Below are 16,334 nucleotides of genomic sequence, written 5' to 3'. Positions count from 1 at the left end.
AGCTACCAACAAGGAGAAGGTATCTTTATGTCAGTGAAAACTAATTCATTAGTTGATGGTCTCCGCCGTTTCGGCCTGCCGGCTGGCATCGCAGCAGCAACAGCTCTCGGTACCGTCATGTTCGTCAACTCCAACGGCGTGCACGCCTCAGCCATCACCGCCGCGGCTCTCGACGACCAGAGCGTCTCGGCCATCAGCCAACTCGACCAGGCCATGGAGGCAGTCGCCTCCCGCGTCACCCCCGCCGTCGTCAACATCTCCGTCACCTCGAAGGCTGAGGACACCGACGATCAGGGAAGCATTCAGGGCCTGCCCCCTGGCTTCGCGCAGTTCTTCGGGCAGGGAGGCGGTCGGCCCCAGCAGCCCCAGACCCAGCACGGCATCGGCAGCGGCGTCATCATCTCGCCCGACGGATACATCGTCACCAACGGCCACGTCGTAGAAGGCGCCACGCAGATCCGCGTCACCCTCCACGATCGCCGCATCCTTACCGGTAAGGTCATCGGCGTGGACAAGCTCACCGACCTCGCCGTCGTGAAGGTTAACGCCACCGATCTGCCGGCTATCTCCTGGGGCGACTCCGGCAAGCTTGTCCCCGGCCAGACCGTCCTCGCCTTCGGCAGCCCCTTTGGCTACTTCCAGTTCTCCGTCACCCGCGGCATCGTCAGCGCGGTCGATCGCCCCAACCCCTACTCCGATGACGCCCGCAAGCCCGGCGGCTACATCCAGACCGACGCAGCCATCAACCCCGGAAACTCCGGCGGCCCGCTCGTCAACGCGCACGGCGAACTGGTCGGAATCAACACCTTCATCATCTCTAACAGCGGCTCCTTCGCCGGTGCCGGCTTCGCCATCCCGGCGCAGATCGCCAGAAGCACCACCGCCCAACTCATCAAGTTCGGCAAGGTCGATCATGGCTACCTCGGCATCAGCATGAACGACGTCACCCCGGATAACGCTCACTTCTTCAACCTGAACGACGCGAACGGCGCCATCGTGGCCCAGGTCACCCCCGGCTCCCCGGCAAGCGCCGCCGGCCTCAAGCAGGGTGACGTCATCCGTGCCCTCGATGGCCAGAAGATCGTCAACGGCAGCGCCCTCCAGGTGGCCGTCAGCCAGAAGACACCTGGAACCAAGCTGGCTCTCGACGTCCTCCGCAACGGCAAGGAGCAGACGATCAACCTGACCGTCGGCACCTACAAGAAGGATGGCCAGGAGGTCGCCGACGCATCCGGTGACGGCAGCCCCAAGAGCGGCAAGCTTGGCCTCGCCGTCGCCAACCTTACCGACGACCAGCGCCAGCAGTTGCATGTTCCCACCGACGTCAAGGGAGCCCTGATCGCAAACGTCCGCCCCGATAGCCCCGCCGAAGACGCCGGCCTCCAGCCCGGAGACGTCGTCCTCGAGGTAAATCGTCACGCCACCGCAACCGCCGACCAGTTCGTCAACCAGGTCCACGACGGCGGCAAGGATGTTCTTCTTCTCGTCTGGTCGAAGGGTAACGCCAGCTACCGCACCATCCACACGGACAGCGATAAGGGCTAAATTTGCCAATCGGAAAAAGGCTCGTCCCAACTGGGACGAGCCTTTTTGTATGGAGCTTATGACTGATCCAGTTTTGAGAGTGGTCTAACCAGTTTGTTGCGGAGTTCAGGTCCAGAGGGAGTACAGACCACTTTGTATCGACGCAGTGTGCTGGATTTTGGCCACGATTTCCATGCTCTTAGCCAGCTTATGTGGTGCTTTTCAAACCGGAAAAGCTGCTGGAAGACCATTGGGCTTTTGGTGGGTGGGACATGCTAAGTCCTTTAGAACACCAGGATACGTGGAGCGACTCCATAGCCCCAGCCGGATTCTCGTCCACAATCTGCGGTCACAGGTCGGACCTGTCGAGCAAGTTGTTTCTTTTCTAGCTCTTGCGACAGCCGTTGTTGTAGACCTGGGGCTTGCGCCACTCGCGATTTGTGGCAAACAGCACGCAGGCTGCTCCCGTGTCGGTGTTGATGCGCCAGGTGATATTGCCCTGCCGATAAACCTGTATTTTCCCGGTCCCAGCGAAGACCATGCCGTTGGGAGGCTGGCGGTCGATCGTGTCGGATGCGGGCAGCGAACCCGCGTCGGAGTCGGCCTTCAGCGAGGTCTGCGTGGTGATGACGGGCTTGGAAGGGGTGGAAACAGAGGTCGAACCGGGCATCGCAGACTTGTTGACCGGTGCCGGGGCGGGGGTCGAGTCGGGCGGTGCCAGCGAGGTCGTCACCGAGTTATCGGGAGAGATTGTCTCGCCGTCGTTTGCAGCCTGGGTGGCGCGGTAATGATTGTACCAATACCCGCCCAGCAGAACGAGCGCGATGAGAACGGTAATTCCAACGATCTTCATAAAAACGGCCTCGGTTTGTATCGAGCCTGCCGTGGGCGACAGATGGGAAAACGCACTGCAAATGGTGCAACCCAAACTTAACTATAGATCCAGCAGCGTGGGCTGAGATTGTCTGGTGGAGTGTTAATTCTACTGATTGCTTTGACCCTACCAAAGGTTGGTCCGTCCTGGGAAGTCCGGAAGGATTGTCGTTGTTTGTCACATGGCTGTCGCTGCTCCGGGCGTATCATAAAGGGCGTGCTGAAATACTCCATCGTCGTGCCGTTTCATAACGAAGAAGAGAACGTGACCGCGCTCTATGACCGGGTGAAGCACGTCATGGAGCTTGTGGGTGAGACGTTTGAGCTGGTCTTTGTCGACGACGGCTCCCGCGACCGCACGTACCGCCTGCTTGAAGAGATCGCCGCGGTCGACTCGCGTGTGCTGGTCATCAAGCTGCGCCGTAACTTCGGGCAGACCTCCGCCCTTGCCGCGGGCTTCGATCATGCGCAGGGCGAGTGCATTCTTGCCATGGATGGCGACCTGCAGCACGATCCCTCCGAGATTCCCAACTTCCTCGCCAAGCTAGAAGAAGGCTACGACGTCGTCAGCGGATGGCGTGCGCAGCGTGGGGACAACCTCATGATGCGGCGCATCCCCTCGATGCTCGCGAACAAGATCATGGCCGCCTTCTCCGGCGTCGCGATTCACGACTTCGGCACTACCTTCAAGGCCTATCGCCGCGAGGTGATCCAGAACATTCCGCTCTATGGCGAGATGCATCGCTTCATTCCCGCGCTGGCAAGCTGGTACGGCGCAAGCATCTGCGAGATTCCCATCTCGAACCCGCAGCGGGTGGCGGGCAAGAGCCACTACGGTATCTCGCGAACGTTCCGGGTCTTCTTCGACCTGCTCACCATCCGCTTCCTGCTCCGCTACATGACCCGCCCGCTCCACTTCTTCGGCTGGATCGGTGCGGTCGGCATGCTCTCGGGCGGCGCGATCGGCGCGTGGATGATCCTGCTGAAGCTGATCACGCATCAAGCTGTCGGCGGAGAGCACGGGCCTCTGCTTGTGCTCGCGGCAGTCCTGATTCTGGGGGGAATTCAGATGCTTGGAATCGGCCTGTTGGGAGAGCTCCAGGTAAGGCACTTCCACACGGCGAACCACCGGGCTCCCTACGCCGTGGACCGGATTCTGCGGCTGCGGTCAAACGAAGAGAGCATGCACCTTTGAGATCGTTGTAAGTTCTAAGTTGTACGTTCTAGGTGCGAATCCATTTTCCCTAGAACTTAGAACTGGCAACTTACCACTTCCAGAGGGTGCGATGAAGGCGATTCAGATGTTTGAGACGGGTGGGCCAGAGGTTCTGCGTCTGGTGGATGTCCCAGTACCTGCTCCAGGGCCGAAGGAAGCGCTGATCAAGATTGAGGCCTGCGGGGTCAACTTTATCGACACGTACTTCCGCGAGGGACGTTATCCCGCTCCACTGCCCTATACGCTTGGGCAGGAGGCTGCCGGTATCGTGGAGGAGGTCGGCTCCGAGGTCACGACCGTGAAGGTAGGCGACAAGGTGGCGTGGTGCGGCGTTCCAGGCACCTACGCGGAGTACGCCGTCGCGCCCGCCGACCGACTCGTGCATGTGCCTGACGGGTTGAGTTCGCAGCAGGCAGCCGCGGCGATGCTGCAGGGCATGACCGCTCACTATCTCGCACAAACGACGTATGTGATTCACGCAGGCGACACGGTGTTGGTCCACGCCGGTGCGGGCGGTGTTGGCCTTTTGCTCACCCAGATGGCGAAGCGGCTGGGCGCATGGGTGATCACGACCGTCTCCACCGAGGAGAAGGCCGAGCTCTCGCGCGCAGCGGGCGCGGATGAGGTGATCTTCTACAACCAGGAGCCTTTCGAGGTTGCGGTGCGGCGCATCACCGAGGGTGTTGGCGTGCCGGTGGTCTACGATTCGGTGGGCAAGACCACCTTCGAGCAGTCGCTAAAGTGCCTCGCGCCTCTTGGCATGATGGTGCTTTATGGCGCATCCAGCGGTGCCGTGCCCCCGTTCGACCTGATCCGTCTGTCGCAGATGGGATCGCTCTTCGTCACCAGGCCCACCCTGAAGGACTACATCGGCCCCAGAAAGTATCTGGAATGGCGCGCCGCGGACGTTCTGGGCTGGATCGACGAGGGTGCTCTCAAGCTGCGCATGGAGTACAGCTACCCCCTGGCCGACGCCGCCGAAGCCCACCGAGCCCTAGAGGGCCGCAAGACCACCGGCAAGGTCCTGCTGATCCCTTAAAAGGGCAAAGAGGCCTGGCTAATAAGCTTTCTCTCATTGCGCCCCCTTTCTGGGCTTTGTGTCGATCTCACCACACAAAGTTGCTCTTTAAACACGCCTCTATGTGATTGAAAACAATCAACTTTTGGGTTTGTGGGGTTTTGTGGTGGATTTCAGGTTTTTATGGGTGTTTCTTCGGGTTTCTTTGGGTTTTACCTGTAGTTGTCGGGACGGTAAAACGTGGGTTCATGCATGGATTTTGTGGGCAGAGGGATGGTGAACGACGGTACACCTTCTGCCGGAGTGAGACGCTGGGCGGCCGGACTCGGGTGGGTTGCTAATCCGTGCTGCCGACGGGGAGGACGAGCTGGAAGGTCGTTCCGTGGTGACGATCGTTGGTGCAGCTTTTTACCTTCATCCAGCCGCCGTGCTTCTCGATGAGGTCGGCGGCGACCCACAGGCCGAGTCCGTTGCCGGTTTTTTCCTTGGTGGTGAAGAAGGGCTCGAAGACCCGGGCCAGGACGTTGGGAGGCATGCCGCAGCCGGTGTCCGAGACGGCGATGCGGATGACGCTGCGACCGGCGCGCGTCCAGGCTTTGGACAGGGCGGCTCGTACGACGATCCGGCCACCACGCGGGGTGGCATCGAGCGCGTTCGAGATCAGGTTCACGAGGACCTGCCGCAGTTCGCCGGCGGAGCAGACGATCGCGGGTAGCGGGGGGTAGTACTCCTCGATCACGTCCACGCCCTTGGAGCTGATCTTGCCGCGCAGGAGCTGGACGGAGGACGCCAGAATGGGCGTGATATCGGACAACACCGGAGCCGTGTTTTCCCGGTAGAAGCTGAGGGTCTGGGTGGTGATCTGCGTGACGCGCCGCAGCTCTTCGGTGGCGAGGTCCGCGTAGGTGTGCTGTTCGTCCATGCTCTCGCTGGTGCGGATGAGATAGAGCAGGTTGGAGATCGACTCGAGGGGATTGTTGATCTCATGCGAGATACTCGCGGCTAGACGCCCGGCGACCGCCAACTTTTCGTTCTTGCGGAGCACCTCTTCCATCCTCTGCTTGTTCCGGGTGAGCTGGGTGAGGGCGAGGTCGCTGCGCCAGATCAGGACCGTCTGCAAGCCGATGACCGCCACGGCGAAGAGGCTGAGCGCGAAGGAGGGTTCGTACCATCCCCTGCGTATGCCGTCCGACACGGAGAGGCCGATGAGCAGAGGGAGCGCCCATGTGCCGACCAGCAGTTCGATGCGAGCTTCAATGCCCAGCTCCTGCGCAAACAGAGAGCGCATTGGCTCCCGCGTGGGGCGGCAGGCAAAGGCGGCTGCAAAGAGCAGAAGCAGGGACAGCGCGCTCTGCAACGACATGGCGTCCAGCAGACGGGCGTTGAAGAGGGCGTGGGCGCGAAAGAGAAACCCGGAGATCGTGGAGAGGGCCAGCATCAGTCCAATGGACTGGAGTGCCGTGCTCAACCTGCGCAGACGGTCGAGCATGAGGAGCGAGAAGGCCAGGAATCCGATGCCTACGCTGCTGCCCATCGACATCCGCCACGGCGTCTCCACGTGGAGGAGGCCGTATTGAGCGGCCAGTCCTGCGAGTTTGACGAAGATGGCGTGGGGAATTCCGGGGGTCGACTGAAAGAGCAGAGCCAGAATACTCATGACTGCGAAGGCGAGCGGGACCAGGCACAGGATGTCTCCCACTCGCGTGAGAAGCTGACCTGACCGGCGCAGATGGCGTAGCAGGACGACCAGAGAGAGCGCGATGAAGCAGACTGCCGCCGACCAGCGCATGGGGCCGATCATGGGCATGGTGAGCTCTGTCCTGTGCCCGAACCATCCTGCCAGCGTTATCGCGGACGCCGTACCCACCAGGCCGCTGAAGAGGTAGACGACGAGCGGCCAGACGGCCGGGGTGTCGTATCCGGACGTGAAGATGCGGCGCGGCCACCGTGTCTCGGTGGGCACGGAACTCCCCGGAGAAGACAAGGTGTCGTCCTTCCGGCTTTCCGAGGTGCCGCTGTTCTTCTGAACGTTCAATGAGGCGCTCTCCTGTCTCCGTTGTATGACGCAGGAAAGGCCTCTGCGTGCCGTAAGGAGAGGAATCGAATCAGCCTAGAGAGGCTGGGGCGATTCGATGGGGTCAACATCGGGTGTATCGAGTTTGGTGGCGTTCGGAGAGAGGCTTTCCAGCTTGCGGAGGCCCGGAAAGAGGCGCATCCAGACCAGGGCGATGACGATGCTGCCGAGCCCGCCGAGAATGGTGGCGGGGATGATGCCAAACCAGGAGGCGGTTACGCCGGATTCGAACTCGCCGAGCTGGTTGGAGGTGCCGATAAAGAGGGAGTTCACGGCGGAGACACGGCCACGCATATCGTCGGGCGTCTCCAACTGGACGAGGGAGGAGCGGACCACGACGGAGACGACATCGGCGCAACCGAGGACGCAGAGGACACCCATCGACAGGAGCACGTTGCGGGAGAGGGCGAAGACCACGGTCGCCATGCCGAAGACGATGACGGCGATGAACATTTTGCGGCCCGCGTGGGTGTGGATGGGGTGACGGCCGAGGTAGAGGGAGGTCGCGAGGGCGCCGACCGCGGGAGCGAGCCGCAGGAGGCCGAGGCCCCATGGGCCGGTATGCAGGATGTCCCGGGCATAGGCGGGAAGGAGCGCGGTGGCTCCGCCGAGGAGGACCACGAAGAGATCGAGCGAGATGGCGCCCAGGATGTTTTTGCGGGCGCGAATGTAGTGGATGCCGGAGAACAGGGAGGCGGCGGAGACGGGCGTTTTGGGGGGCGTGATCCGCCGGCTGCGGATGGTGGAGGAGAGGATGGAGGCGGTTGCGAACAAGACTGCGCACAGGGTGTAGGGGATGGGTGCTCCGAGAGCGTAGAGAAGGCCACCCAGAGCGGGGCCGACGATGCTTGCGGTCTGATTCGCGGAGGCGGAGAGGGCGATGGCTCGGGGCACGAGGGACTCATCGACGAGGGTGGGAACTAGGGCTTGCGTGGAGGGGCTTTCGAAGGCTCGCGCGGCTCCGAGGAGGGAGACGGCGACGAAGATGCCTGCGGGATGCAGACGATGGAGGAAGCTGGCGAGGGCGAGGGTCGCCATGGTCGTCGCTTCCACGATCTGGCAGATGGAGATGATCGTCTTGCGGTTGAAGCGGTCGGCGGTATGGCCGACGATGAGTGTGAGGCAGAGCATCGGCAGGAACTGCGCGAGGCCAACCATACCCAGGGCGAAGGTGCTGTGAGTGAGCGCGTAGACCTGCCAGCCGATGGCGACGGCGGCCATCTGGAAGGAGATCGTGGAACAGATGCGCGCGAACCAGAATCTTGGATAGGATGTTGTTCCAATGGTGGGGATGGCCATTGATTTAAGGATGACACGATATTCTGTCTGTATGTCGTCTCCGTTTCTGGAACTGTCTCATGTGAACGTGGCACGCGGTGAGAGCACCGTGCTGCATGATGTCAACCTGACCGTGCATCCGGGCGAACATATAGCCATTCTTGGCCCGAACGGATGCGGGAAGTCCACGTTGATCAAGACGATGACGTGTGAGTGCTATCCGCTGGTGCGGCCAGAGACGAGGGTGAGGATCTTCGGCCGGGAGCGGTGGGATTTGACGGAGTTGAAGAAGCGTCTGGGGGTGGTTTCGGCCGAACTGCCGGGGAAGCCTATGCTGACCACCACGGGACGGGATGCGGTGTTGACTGGGTTCTTTTCAAGTTCGACCCTGTGGCCGAATCTGCGGGTGACGTCGGAGATGGAGGATCGGGCGGATGAGGTTTTGAAGTTAGTGGATGCGACTTCGCTGGTGAAGAAGGAGGTCGGGGCGATGTCGGCAGGGCAGCAGAGGCGCGTGATGATCGGGCGTGCGCTGGTGGCTTCGTCGGGGACGCTGCTGCTGGATGAGCCTTCGAATGCGCTGGATCTTTTTGCGCAGAAGGAGTTGCAGCAGTTGATGCGGAAGCTGGCGGGGCAGGGGACGACGATCATCCTGATTACGCACCATCTGCCGGATATTATTCCGGAGATCGATCGGATCTTGATGATGCGGGAAGGGCGGATCGTGGGGGATGGACCGAAGAGCGAACTGCTGACGGAGGAAAAGCTGGGTGGGCTGTTTGGGACTGAGGTGGCCCTGATGGAACGAGCCGGGTACTATCATGTTTCATAATTTGTAGCTGATTTTGTTGCGAGTCCTTTCTGCCGACGTGGGCCGGACGCGCCAGGAGAGGTGCGATGAAGGCCGTACCGACGTTCGATCAGTTGCCGCTGGTATTGCGGATGAGTCCGGTGCGAACTTCATTGATGCTTTTGGTGTGTGCGGCGTTTGCGACAGCGGGTGTGTGGATGGCGCGAGACGGCCAAGGTATGGGGTATTTCTGCGCTGCGTTTTTTGGGTTGGGAGTGATCGTTTTTGCCGTCAATCTTCACCCTCGGGCTGGGTATCTGCGGCTGGAGAAAGCGTCGTTTACGGTGTGTAGTTTGTTTCGGGCTCATACCGTCCTGTGGTCGGATGTGGAGACGTTTGGCGTGATGAAGATCCGCCACAACAAGATGGTGGCATGGAACTTTGCACCGACTTACGAGGGTAAGGCCGGGGTTCGTAAACTGAATCGAGCGTTGGCGGGGTTCGATGCGGGGATGGCGGGTTCGTACGGCGGACTGACGACGCAGGCCCTGGCGGAGATGATGGAGGGGTTGCGGGTGGAGGCGATGCGCAAACCTGAAAGCGGTGTTCCGTTTGGGATCAGCGAGCGGATTTAGGTTGCAGCGAGGATGGGCTATTCAGAGCTCGGCGGCATAGGAGAAACCCACATCTCAAAATCGAGATGTGGGGCACCCGCATTTGTGGCTCTAGCGATTTGTGCTGGGCGGGACGGGGTGCGGGGCGAGGGATGTGGTCTGGAGCTTGACGAGTTCGTCCTGGCGGAGGCGTGGGGGGCCGAGGACGGCTACCTTGGGGAGAGGGCCGCGGACCATGGTGACCTCGTCGCAGGCGTAGAGGCGGGGGCAGTTCTGGCAGTCTTTGTAGATCTTGTCGGGGATGCTGGTGCGGTCGGCTACGCGGAAGCCGAAGTGGAAGAAGAAGTCGGGGATGCGGGTGAAGAGGCAGACCGCGGTGACGCCTTGTTCTTCGGCTTCTTCCAGAAGAGCGCGTAGGAGCTTGCCGCCGGCGCCCTGGCCCTTGGCTTCGGGTTTGACGACGATGGAGCGGACCTCGGCGAGGTGGGGGCCGTAGAGGTGCAGGGCTCCGCAGCCGAGGAAGACGCCGGCTGCGGATTCGGCGATGTGGAAGTCGCGGACGTTCTCGCATATCTCCGCGTAGTTGCGGCGGAGGAGGGTTCCGTCGTGCGAGAGGGAGTTGACGAGCTCGAAGATGTTGACGGCGTCCTGGAGCTTGGCGTTGCGCACGACGGCGCCGCCCACGCGGGTGCGCGAGGAGCTGGTCGAGTCGCTGACGGGCTGCAGAGGGGTGAAGGACGCCATCAATTTAGTTTATCCCCGACAGCCTTTTTCTTGCATCCTGGAGGGCCTGTTTTACGCGCGGGCGAGAGGTCCCACCGATGACGTCGTGGCAGTCGAGGGTGGCCTCGAGGGTGATGGCGGCGTAGAAGTCTTCGGCGAAGGCTTCGGAGAGAGACTGAAGTTCGGAGAGGGGGATGTCGTTGAGCTCGCGGCCGGATTCGAGGCCGAGGCGGACGGCGTTGCCGATGATCTCGTGGGCCTTGCGGAAGGGGATGCCTTTGTTCGAGAGATAGGTGGCGGCGGCCATGGCGTTGAGATAGCCGGTGGTGGCGGCGGTCTGCATGGGGGTGGCGCGGAACTTGAGGGAGCGGGTGAAGGCGGGCAGGACGGAGAGGATGCCGGCGATGGTATCGGCTGCGTCGAAGATGGGCTGCTGGCCTTCCTGGAGGTCCTTGTTGTAGGCGAGGGGAAGGCCCTTGATGAGCATGGAGAGAGTGGTTGCGGCTCCGAGGAGACGGCCCGATTTGCCGCGGATGAGCTCGGTGAGGTCGGGGTTCTTCTTCTGGGGCATGGCGCTGGAGCCGGTGGAGAAGGCCTCGGGGAGATCGAGGAAGCCGAACTCGGCGGTGGAGTAGAGAGTGAGCTCTTCGGCGAAGCGCGAGATGTGGATGCCCAATGTGGACAGGGTTTGCGTGAAGTCGAGCATGAAGTCGCGGTCGCTGGTGGCGTCCATGCTGTTGGGCGTGGGGGCGTCGAAGCCGAGGGCCTTGGCGGCGATGGTGCGGTCGAGGGCGAGGGTCGCACCGGCGACGGCTCCGGAGCCGAGGGGGCAGAGGTTCATTCTCTTGCGGGCATCGGTCAAACGGCTTAAGTCGCGCTCGATCATGCTGACGTAGGCCTGTAGCCAGTGGGCTACGAGGACGGGCTCGGCGCGCTGGAGGTGGGTGTAGCTGGGGATGACGGACTCGCCGGAGGCTTCGGCTAGCTCGATGAGGGCGAGGGCCCAGTCTTTGAGGGCGATGACGGTCGCGTCGATGGCATCGCGCACGAAGAGGCGCATGTCGGTCGCGATCTGCTCGTTGCGGCTGCGGCCGGTGTGGAGCTTGAGGGCGAGGTTGCCGATGTGCTTGGTGAGTTCGAGCTCGGTGAAGTGGTGGATATCCTCGGCGTTGGGTGCGGAGGCTACTACCTTGGGGCCGTCGAGTTCGACGGTGGCGAGGACTTTGTCGAGGCCTTCGAGCATGGTGATGAGCTCGGTCTCGGTGAGGATGCCGGCGGCGGCGATGGCGCGGGCGTGGGCTTTGCTCGCGGCTACTTCTTGTGGGAGGAGACGCCAGTCGAAGGGGAAGGAGCGCTGCCACTCTTCGAAGGTTGTGTTGAGGGGCTCGCGGAAGCGGCCTGACCACATCTTGGCTGCGTTTTGTTCTTGCTCGGACATCTCGGATTGCCTTGTCTGACTACGGGGAAAGCGATCTCGTTATGTTGCATACCCCATCCTTTTGAGAGAGCCAAAGGGATGGGGTCCTTGTTTGTAACCGAATCGATTGCTTATGCGGTGACGCGCTTGCGGGCCTGGATGCCGCGGTCGCGGGAGTTGGAGATGCGCTTGGCCCCGCCGAGCAGCATGAGGAGGAGGGCCTTCTGGGCGTGCATGCGGTTCTCGGCCTGGTCGAAGACGACCGACTGCGGGCCGTCGAGGACGGCATCTGTGACCTCGGCGTTGCGGTGGGCGGGGAGGCAGTGCATGAAGACGGCGTGGGGCTGCGCGTGCGCCATCAGGGCTTCGTTGACCTGGTAGGGCTTGAAGATGGGGGCGCGTTTGGTGGCCTCGTGCTCGAAGCCCATGCTGGTGCAGACGTCGGTGTAGACGGCGTCGGCGCCGGTGACGGCCTTGATGGGATCGGTGGTGAGGGTGATGGAGGCACCGGTGGTCTCGGCGATCTCGATGGCCTTGTGGATGATCTCCAGCTTGGGGGCGAAGCCCTTGGGCGTCGCGATGGTGCAGTGCGCGCCGAGCTGTGCGGCGGCCAGCATGAGGGAGTGGCAGACGTTGTTGCCGTCGCCGACGTAGGTGAACTTGAGGCCTTCGACGGAGCCGAAGCGCTCTTCGAGGGTGAAGAAGTCGGCGATGGCCTGGCAGGGGTGCTCGAGGTCCGAGAGGGCGTTGATGACGGGGACCTTGGAGCAGGCGGCCATCTCGGTGATGGTGTCGTGGGAGTAGGTGCGGAGGACGATGATGGACATCCAGCGCTCGACGTTGTGGGCCATGTCGGGCAGGGACTCGCGCTCGCCGAGGGGCGACTGGGTCTGGTCGACGAAGATGGCGTTGCCGCCGAGGGTGTTGATGGCGGCTTCGAAGGTGAGGCGGGTACGGAGCGAGGCCTTCTCGAAGAACATGACCATCTGGCGCGCGTCGAGGGCGTGGCGGAAGTCTTCGGGGTGGTTTTTGACGGCGTGGGCGAGTTCCATGATGGCGGCCATCTCCTGGACGGAGAGGTCGGCGATGGAGCAGAGGTCGCGACCGTTCATGCGCTTGGTGGCCTCCGAGAAGGCGGTGTCGGACTGGATGCCGAGCGTGACGGTGGCCTTGGGGGCGACGAGGACTTCTTCGTTGGGCTTGTTCATGATGACGGTTTTGCTACCCATGTGCTTTCTCTCCAGCGAGATTGGATGCTGCCAACGATGGCATGGTGGTGAGGATCTCGTCCATGGTCCGGATCGCGATATCGATCTGGTCGCGGGTGAGGATATAGGGCGGAAGGAAACGGAGGACCGTGTCGTGCGTGCGGTTGAGGATGAATCCACGCTCCATCATGGTTTCGTGCAGATGCTTGGCGACGTCGGCGGAGTGGAAGTCGACGCCGATCATCAGGCCGGCTCCGCGGACTTCCACGATGGCTTCGTGCTTCTTTTTGAGTTCGTTAAATTGCTCGATGAAATAAGTGCCGACTTCGGTTACATGAGCCAACAGGCCCTCGTGCTTGATGGTGTCGATGACCGCGATCGCCACGGCACAGGCCAGGGGATTTCCGCCGAAGGTCGTTCCGTGCATGCCGGGCTTGAAGGCGCGGGCGGCTTCTTCGGTGCAGAGCATGGCACCCATGGGGACGCCGCCGGCGAGGGGCTTGGCGAGTGTGGTGACGTCGGGGCGCACGCTGAAGTGCTGGTAGGCGCACCAGGTGCCGGTGCGGCCCATGCCGGACTGGATCTCGTCGAAGAGGAGAAGGGCACCGGTGGAGTCGCAGAGCTCACGGGCTGTGGCGAGGAACTCTTCGCTGATCCAGTTGATGCCGCCTTCGCCCTGGAGGACTTCGATGGCGATGGCGCAGACTTCGTTCGAGAACGCGGCCTTGAGAGCGGCGACATCGTTGTGCTTCACGAATTCGACGCCGGGCATGACGGGGCCGAAGGGCTCACGGTAGGCGGCCTTGTGGGTGGTCGAGACGGAGCCGATGGAGCGGCCGTGGAAGCTGTTCTCGAGCGCGATGATTTTGGTGCCGATCTGCTTGCCTTCGGCGCGCAGCAGTCCGGCGTGGGCGCGGGCGAGCTTGAGCGCTGCTTCCCAGGCTTCGGTGCCGGAGTTGCAGAGGAAGACGCGGTCGAGGCCGGTGATCTCGGTGAGGCGGAGGGCGACTTCGGTGGTGCCGCGATGGAAGAAGAGGTTCGACGTGTGAATCAGCGTCTCGGCCTGCTTCGTGATAGCTGCTGTAATGGCGGGGTGGTTGTAGCCGAGGGCGGAGACACCGATGCCGGAGAGCAGATCGAGGTAGCGCTTGCCCTCGCTGTCATAGAGATAGACGCCTTCGCCGCTGGCGAGCTCGACCGGGTACCGGCCGTAGGTCTGGACGAGGAGTCTGGACTCGGCGGTTTGCAGCTCCTCAAGTTGTGTGGTGGCGATTGCAGTGCTCATGCGACCATGACCTCCGTTCCATCGTTGACGCGGGTTGAGATAAGGTCGGGCAGCACGGCAGCCGACTCGGCGGGGAGGATGCGGACTCGCTTGACGCCGCCCAGCAGCGCGGCTTTGCAGGCGTTGAGCTTGGGCAGCATGCCGCCGGAGACGATGGACTGCTTCTCGAGTGCGGGGATCTGCGCGAGGGTGAGCCAACGCATGACCTGACCGTCCGCACCCTTGACGCCGGGGACATCGGTGAGGAAGACGAGGGTGTCGGCCTTAGTGGCGATGGCGCAGGCCGAGGCCATCTCGTCGGCGTTGATGTTGTAGTACTCGCCGTCGAAGCCGAGGGCGATGGAGGAGATGACGGGCACCGCACCCATGGCCCAGATGGCTTCGAGATAGCGGGGGTTCGATTGGGCGATCTCGCCGACGAAGCCGAGGTCGGGGTTGGTCTTCTTCTTGCGGGCGCGGAAGACGTTGCCGTCGCCACCGGCGAGGCCGACTGCATCCTGCCCGTGCTTGCCGAGGGCGGCGACGAGAGACTTGTTGACGCGTCCGGCGAGCACCATGAGGGCTGCATCGCGGGTCTCGGCGTCGGTGACGCGGAGTCCGGAGATGAACTCGCTCTTCTTGCCCATGGCCGCGAGGGTTCTGGTCAACTGCACGCCGCCGCCATGCACGACGGCCACCTGATTCCCGTCCTTGACGAGATCGGCGATGGCGCGTCCGCAGGCATGCAGGAGCTTCGGATCTTCAAGGGCAGCTCCGCCCAGCTTGACGACAAATTTCATAGAAGGCCATCCTGTTCCGCGAACCCGAGCATCAGGTTCATGTTTTGTACCGCCTGTCCTGCAGCGCCCTTCAAGAGGTTATCAAGGCACGAGACGAGGAGAAGGCGTGTTCCGTTTTTGTGAAGGTGAAAGCCGATGTCGCAGTAGTTGGTTCGGACGACATGCTGAATCTGCGGCAGGTTGGGCGTCTGGTGGAGACGCACCATGCGCTTTCCCGCGTAGAAGTCAGCGAATAACTTCGTGATGGCTTCCGGCGTCGTGGGCTGGGTTAAACGCACATAGATCGTCGAGAGGATGCCACGCGGAATCGGCAGCAGATGCGGCGTGAACTGAATCTGATCTTCACTCAAGTGCAACTGCTCGAGCAGTTCCCCGGTGTGACGGTGACCGAAGACGTTGTAGGCGGAGAGGTTGTCGGCTGCATACATGAAATGCGTCTTGGCCGTGGCGGCCTTGCCCGCGCCGCTTACGCCGGATTTTGCGTCGCAGACGATGAGTTCCTTCGGATCGAGGAGGCCAGCCTTCGCCAACGGGGCGAGAGCGAGGATCATCGAGGTGGAGTAGCAGCCGGGATTGGCGAGCAGGCGAGCCTTGGCGATCGCTTCGGCATGAAGCTCGGGGGCACCGAAGACGGCTTCGGTTTCGAGGGCGTCGGCTGCGGCGGGATCGGCGTCGGTGAGGTTGTAGACGGCGCTGTTCTTCTTTTCCTTGAGGCGCCATGCCCCGCTGAGGTCGATGACGCGGATGCCGCGCCGGATGGCCTCGGGAGCCCACTCGCGGGACTGCTCATGAGGCAGTGCGAGGAATAGGATGTCGATCTTGTTCGCGACGAGCGTGTCCCAGGAGAAGGGAAGGATAGGGTCGGCGATGCCGTCGGTGGTGGCGAGCTGGGGCTGGAGGTCGGTGAGGACCTGTCCGGTGGCTTCACCGGCGCGACCGAAGAACATCGGGCGGGTGGTGAGCCCCGGGTGGTTGAGGAGCAGGCGGGCGAGTTCGCCGCCGGAGTAGCCGGAGACGCCGGCTACGGCTACGCGTGGGCTTTGCTGTGGGCTAGCCAATGTAGGTCGCAATCCTTCCCCGCAGCGTGGCTGCGCGTTTGTCATCGGGACAGATGATGAGTACGGTGTCGTCGCCGGCGATGGTACCGACGACCTCCGGCCAGTCTTCGTAGTCGATGTTGGCGGCGATGGGCTGCGCGCCTCCGGTAGTGGTGATGATGACGATGAGATTCTGCGCCTGCCGGACCTCAAGGCCGAAGCTCTTCAGGACGTCGAAGGTTTCGGGGAGATCGTCATCGGTGGTGGGGACGTTCGGGAGACGATATCCGTTTGGTCCCTTGGAGAGGTTGAGTTCGCGGATGTCGCGCGAGAGCGTGGCCTGCGTGACGGTATGACCGAGCGCGGCGAGTTTGCGCCGCAGGTCATCCTGATTGGCGACGTTTCCGGAGCTGAGAACCTCACGGATGGCGGAATGGCGTTGAAGCTTCATGACTAGGACAGATGACCGAATTCCGTGATGCATAAAAATACATCAAC

The 16,334-nt window shown here is 62.3% G+C and carries 15 protein-coding genes; 5 read left to right on the top strand and 10 right to left on the bottom strand.

Annotated elements, in window-relative coordinates; genetic code table 11:
- The first annotated feature begins 27 nt into the window (after positions 1-27).
- Positions 28-1,545: a Do family serine endopeptidase gene (locus tag BM400_RS16135; protein ID WP_089840644.1), complete on the top strand. Its 1,518-nt coding sequence runs from the start codon at positions 28-30 to the stop codon at positions 1,543-1,545.
- A gap of 364 nt (positions 1,546-1,909) precedes the next feature.
- Here BM400_RS16135 and BM400_RS16130 read toward each other — a convergent pair whose 3' ends face one another.
- A complete protein-coding gene (locus BM400_RS16130; protein WP_089840642.1) occupies positions 1,910-2,377 on the bottom strand; it encodes a superantigen-like protein SSL4 in 468 nt (155 codons plus the stop codon).
- A gap of 237 nt (positions 2,378-2,614) precedes the next feature.
- On the opposite strand from BM400_RS16130, the gene BM400_RS16125 reads away from it, so the two are divergent.
- Positions 2,615-3,592 carry a glycosyltransferase family 2 protein gene (locus BM400_RS16125; protein ID WP_089840640.1) on the top strand — a complete coding sequence of 326 codons (978 nt, stop codon included), beginning with the start codon at positions 2,615-2,617 and terminating at the stop codon, positions 3,590-3,592.
- Between the two features lie 91 nt (positions 3,593-3,683).
- Complete coding sequence (locus BM400_RS16120; RefSeq protein WP_089840638.1) at positions 3,684-4,652, top strand: quinone oxidoreductase family protein; 969 nt, start codon at positions 3,684-3,686, stop codon at positions 4,650-4,652.
- A 316-nt stretch (positions 4,653-4,968) separates the two neighbouring features.
- Here the strand turns inward: BM400_RS16120 and BM400_RS16115 are convergent, their stop codons facing one another.
- Positions 4,969-6,666, bottom strand: a complete 1,698-nt coding sequence (locus BM400_RS16115; RefSeq protein WP_089840636.1) for a sensor histidine kinase — start codon at positions 6,664-6,666, stop codon at positions 4,969-4,971.
- Positions 6,667-6,741: 75 nt separating this feature from the next.
- Positions 6,742-8,004 carry an MFS transporter gene (locus BM400_RS16110; RefSeq protein WP_089840634.1) on the bottom strand — a complete coding sequence of 421 codons (1,263 nt, stop codon included), beginning with the start codon at positions 8,002-8,004 and terminating at the stop codon, positions 6,742-6,744.
- A 31-nt stretch (positions 8,005-8,035) separates the two neighbouring features.
- Here BM400_RS16110 and BM400_RS16105 point away from each other — a divergent pair, with 31 nt between their 5' ends.
- Positions 8,036-8,815, top strand: coding sequence for an ABC transporter ATP-binding protein (locus BM400_RS16105; protein WP_245781907.1), 780 nt, complete (start codon positions 8,036-8,038; stop codon positions 8,813-8,815).
- 65 nt (positions 8,816-8,880) lie between these two features.
- Entirely contained in the window at positions 8,881-9,408 is a 528-nt protein-coding gene (locus BM400_RS16100) for an STM3941 family protein (RefSeq protein WP_089840632.1), read from the top strand.
- Between the two features lie 90 nt (positions 9,409-9,498).
- Here BM400_RS16100 and BM400_RS16095 read toward each other — a convergent pair whose 3' ends face one another.
- From BM400_RS16095 to BM400_RS16065, 7 genes are all read right to left on the bottom strand, one after another.
- Entirely contained in the window at positions 9,499-10,131 is a 633-nt protein-coding gene (locus BM400_RS16095; protein ID WP_089842031.1) for a GNAT family N-acetyltransferase, read from the bottom strand.
- 4 nt (positions 10,132-10,135) lie between these two features.
- The gene (argH, locus tag BM400_RS16090; RefSeq protein ID WP_089840630.1) at positions 10,136-11,548 is read right to left on the bottom strand and encodes an argininosuccinate lyase; all 1,413 of its coding nucleotides are present in this window, start codon (positions 11,546-11,548) and stop codon (positions 10,136-10,138) included.
- Positions 11,549-11,658: 110 nt separating this feature from the next.
- Entirely contained in the window at positions 11,659-12,756 is a 1,098-nt protein-coding gene (gene argF, locus BM400_RS16085; RefSeq protein ID WP_089840628.1) for an ornithine carbamoyltransferase, read from the bottom strand.
- A complete protein-coding gene (locus BM400_RS16080; RefSeq protein ID WP_089840626.1) occupies positions 12,749-14,020 on the bottom strand; it encodes an aspartate aminotransferase family protein in 1,272 nt (423 codons plus the stop codon). The genes argF and BM400_RS16080 overlap by 8 nt, the downstream gene beginning before the upstream one ends.
- Positions 14,017-14,799, bottom strand: coding sequence for an acetylglutamate kinase (argB, locus tag BM400_RS16075; protein ID WP_089840623.1), 783 nt, complete (start codon positions 14,797-14,799; stop codon positions 14,017-14,019). Before argB ends, BM400_RS16080 begins: the two co-directional genes overlap by 4 nt.
- The gene (gene argC, locus BM400_RS16070; RefSeq protein ID WP_245781906.1) at positions 14,796-15,857 is read right to left on the bottom strand and encodes an N-acetyl-gamma-glutamyl-phosphate reductase; all 1,062 of its coding nucleotides are present in this window, start codon (positions 15,855-15,857) and stop codon (positions 14,796-14,798) included. Before argC ends, argB begins: the two co-directional genes overlap by 4 nt.
- Positions 15,850-16,287, bottom strand: a complete 438-nt coding sequence (locus BM400_RS16065) for an arginine repressor (protein ID WP_089840619.1) — start codon at positions 16,285-16,287, stop codon at positions 15,850-15,852. Before BM400_RS16065 ends, argC begins: the two co-directional genes overlap by 8 nt.
- Positions 16,288-16,334: the final 47 nt, after the last annotated feature.

Origin of the sequence: Granulicella pectinivorans, assembly GCF_900114625.1 — a bacterium.
Taxonomy (GTDB): domain Bacteria; phylum Acidobacteriota; class Terriglobia; order Terriglobales; family Acidobacteriaceae; genus Edaphobacter; species Edaphobacter pectinivorans.
The sequence above is the reverse complement of the archived record's forward strand: the minus strand, read 5'-3'. Positions and strand labels throughout refer to the sequence as shown.

Bases quoted from the DNA above. Each gene is read 5' to 3' on its own strand.
- argH (WP_089840630.1), bottom strand. From the start codon at position 11,548: ATGTCCGAGCAAGAACAAAACGCAGCCAAGATGTGGTCAGGCCGCTTC.
- BM400_RS16095 (WP_089842031.1), bottom strand. From the start codon at position 10,131: ATGGCGTCCTTCACCCCTCTGCAGCCCGTCAGCGACTCGACCAGCTCC.
- BM400_RS16080 (WP_089840626.1), bottom strand. From the start codon at position 14,020: ATGAGCACTGCAATCGCCACCACACAACTTGAGGAGCTGCAAACCGCC.
- BM400_RS16110 (WP_089840634.1), bottom strand. From the start codon at position 8,004: ATGGCCATCCCCACCATTGGAACAACATCCTATCCAAGATTCTGGTTC.
- argF (WP_089840628.1), bottom strand. From the start codon at position 12,756: ATGGGTAGCAAAACCGTCATCATGAACAAGCCCAACGAAGAAGTCCTC.
- argB (WP_089840623.1), bottom strand. From the start codon at position 14,799: ATGAAATTTGTCGTCAAGCTGGGCGGAGCTGCCCTTGAAGATCCGAAG.
- BM400_RS16130 (WP_089840642.1), bottom strand. From the start codon at position 2,377: ATGAAGATCGTTGGAATTACCGTTCTCATCGCGCTCGTTCTGCTGGGC.
- BM400_RS16065 (WP_089840619.1), bottom strand. From the start codon at position 16,287: ATGAAGCTTCAACGCCATTCCGCCATCCGTGAGGTTCTCAGCTCCGGA.
- BM400_RS16135 (WP_089840644.1), top strand. From the start codon at position 28: ATGTCAGTGAAAACTAATTCATTAGTTGATGGTCTCCGCCGTTTCGGC.
- BM400_RS16100 (WP_089840632.1), top strand. From the start codon at position 8,881: ATGAAGGCCGTACCGACGTTCGATCAGTTGCCGCTGGTATTGCGGATG.
- BM400_RS16120 (WP_089840638.1), top strand. From the start codon at position 3,684: ATGAAGGCGATTCAGATGTTTGAGACGGGTGGGCCAGAGGTTCTGCGT.
- BM400_RS16105 (WP_245781907.1), top strand. From the start codon at position 8,036: ATGTCGTCTCCGTTTCTGGAACTGTCTCATGTGAACGTGGCACGCGGT.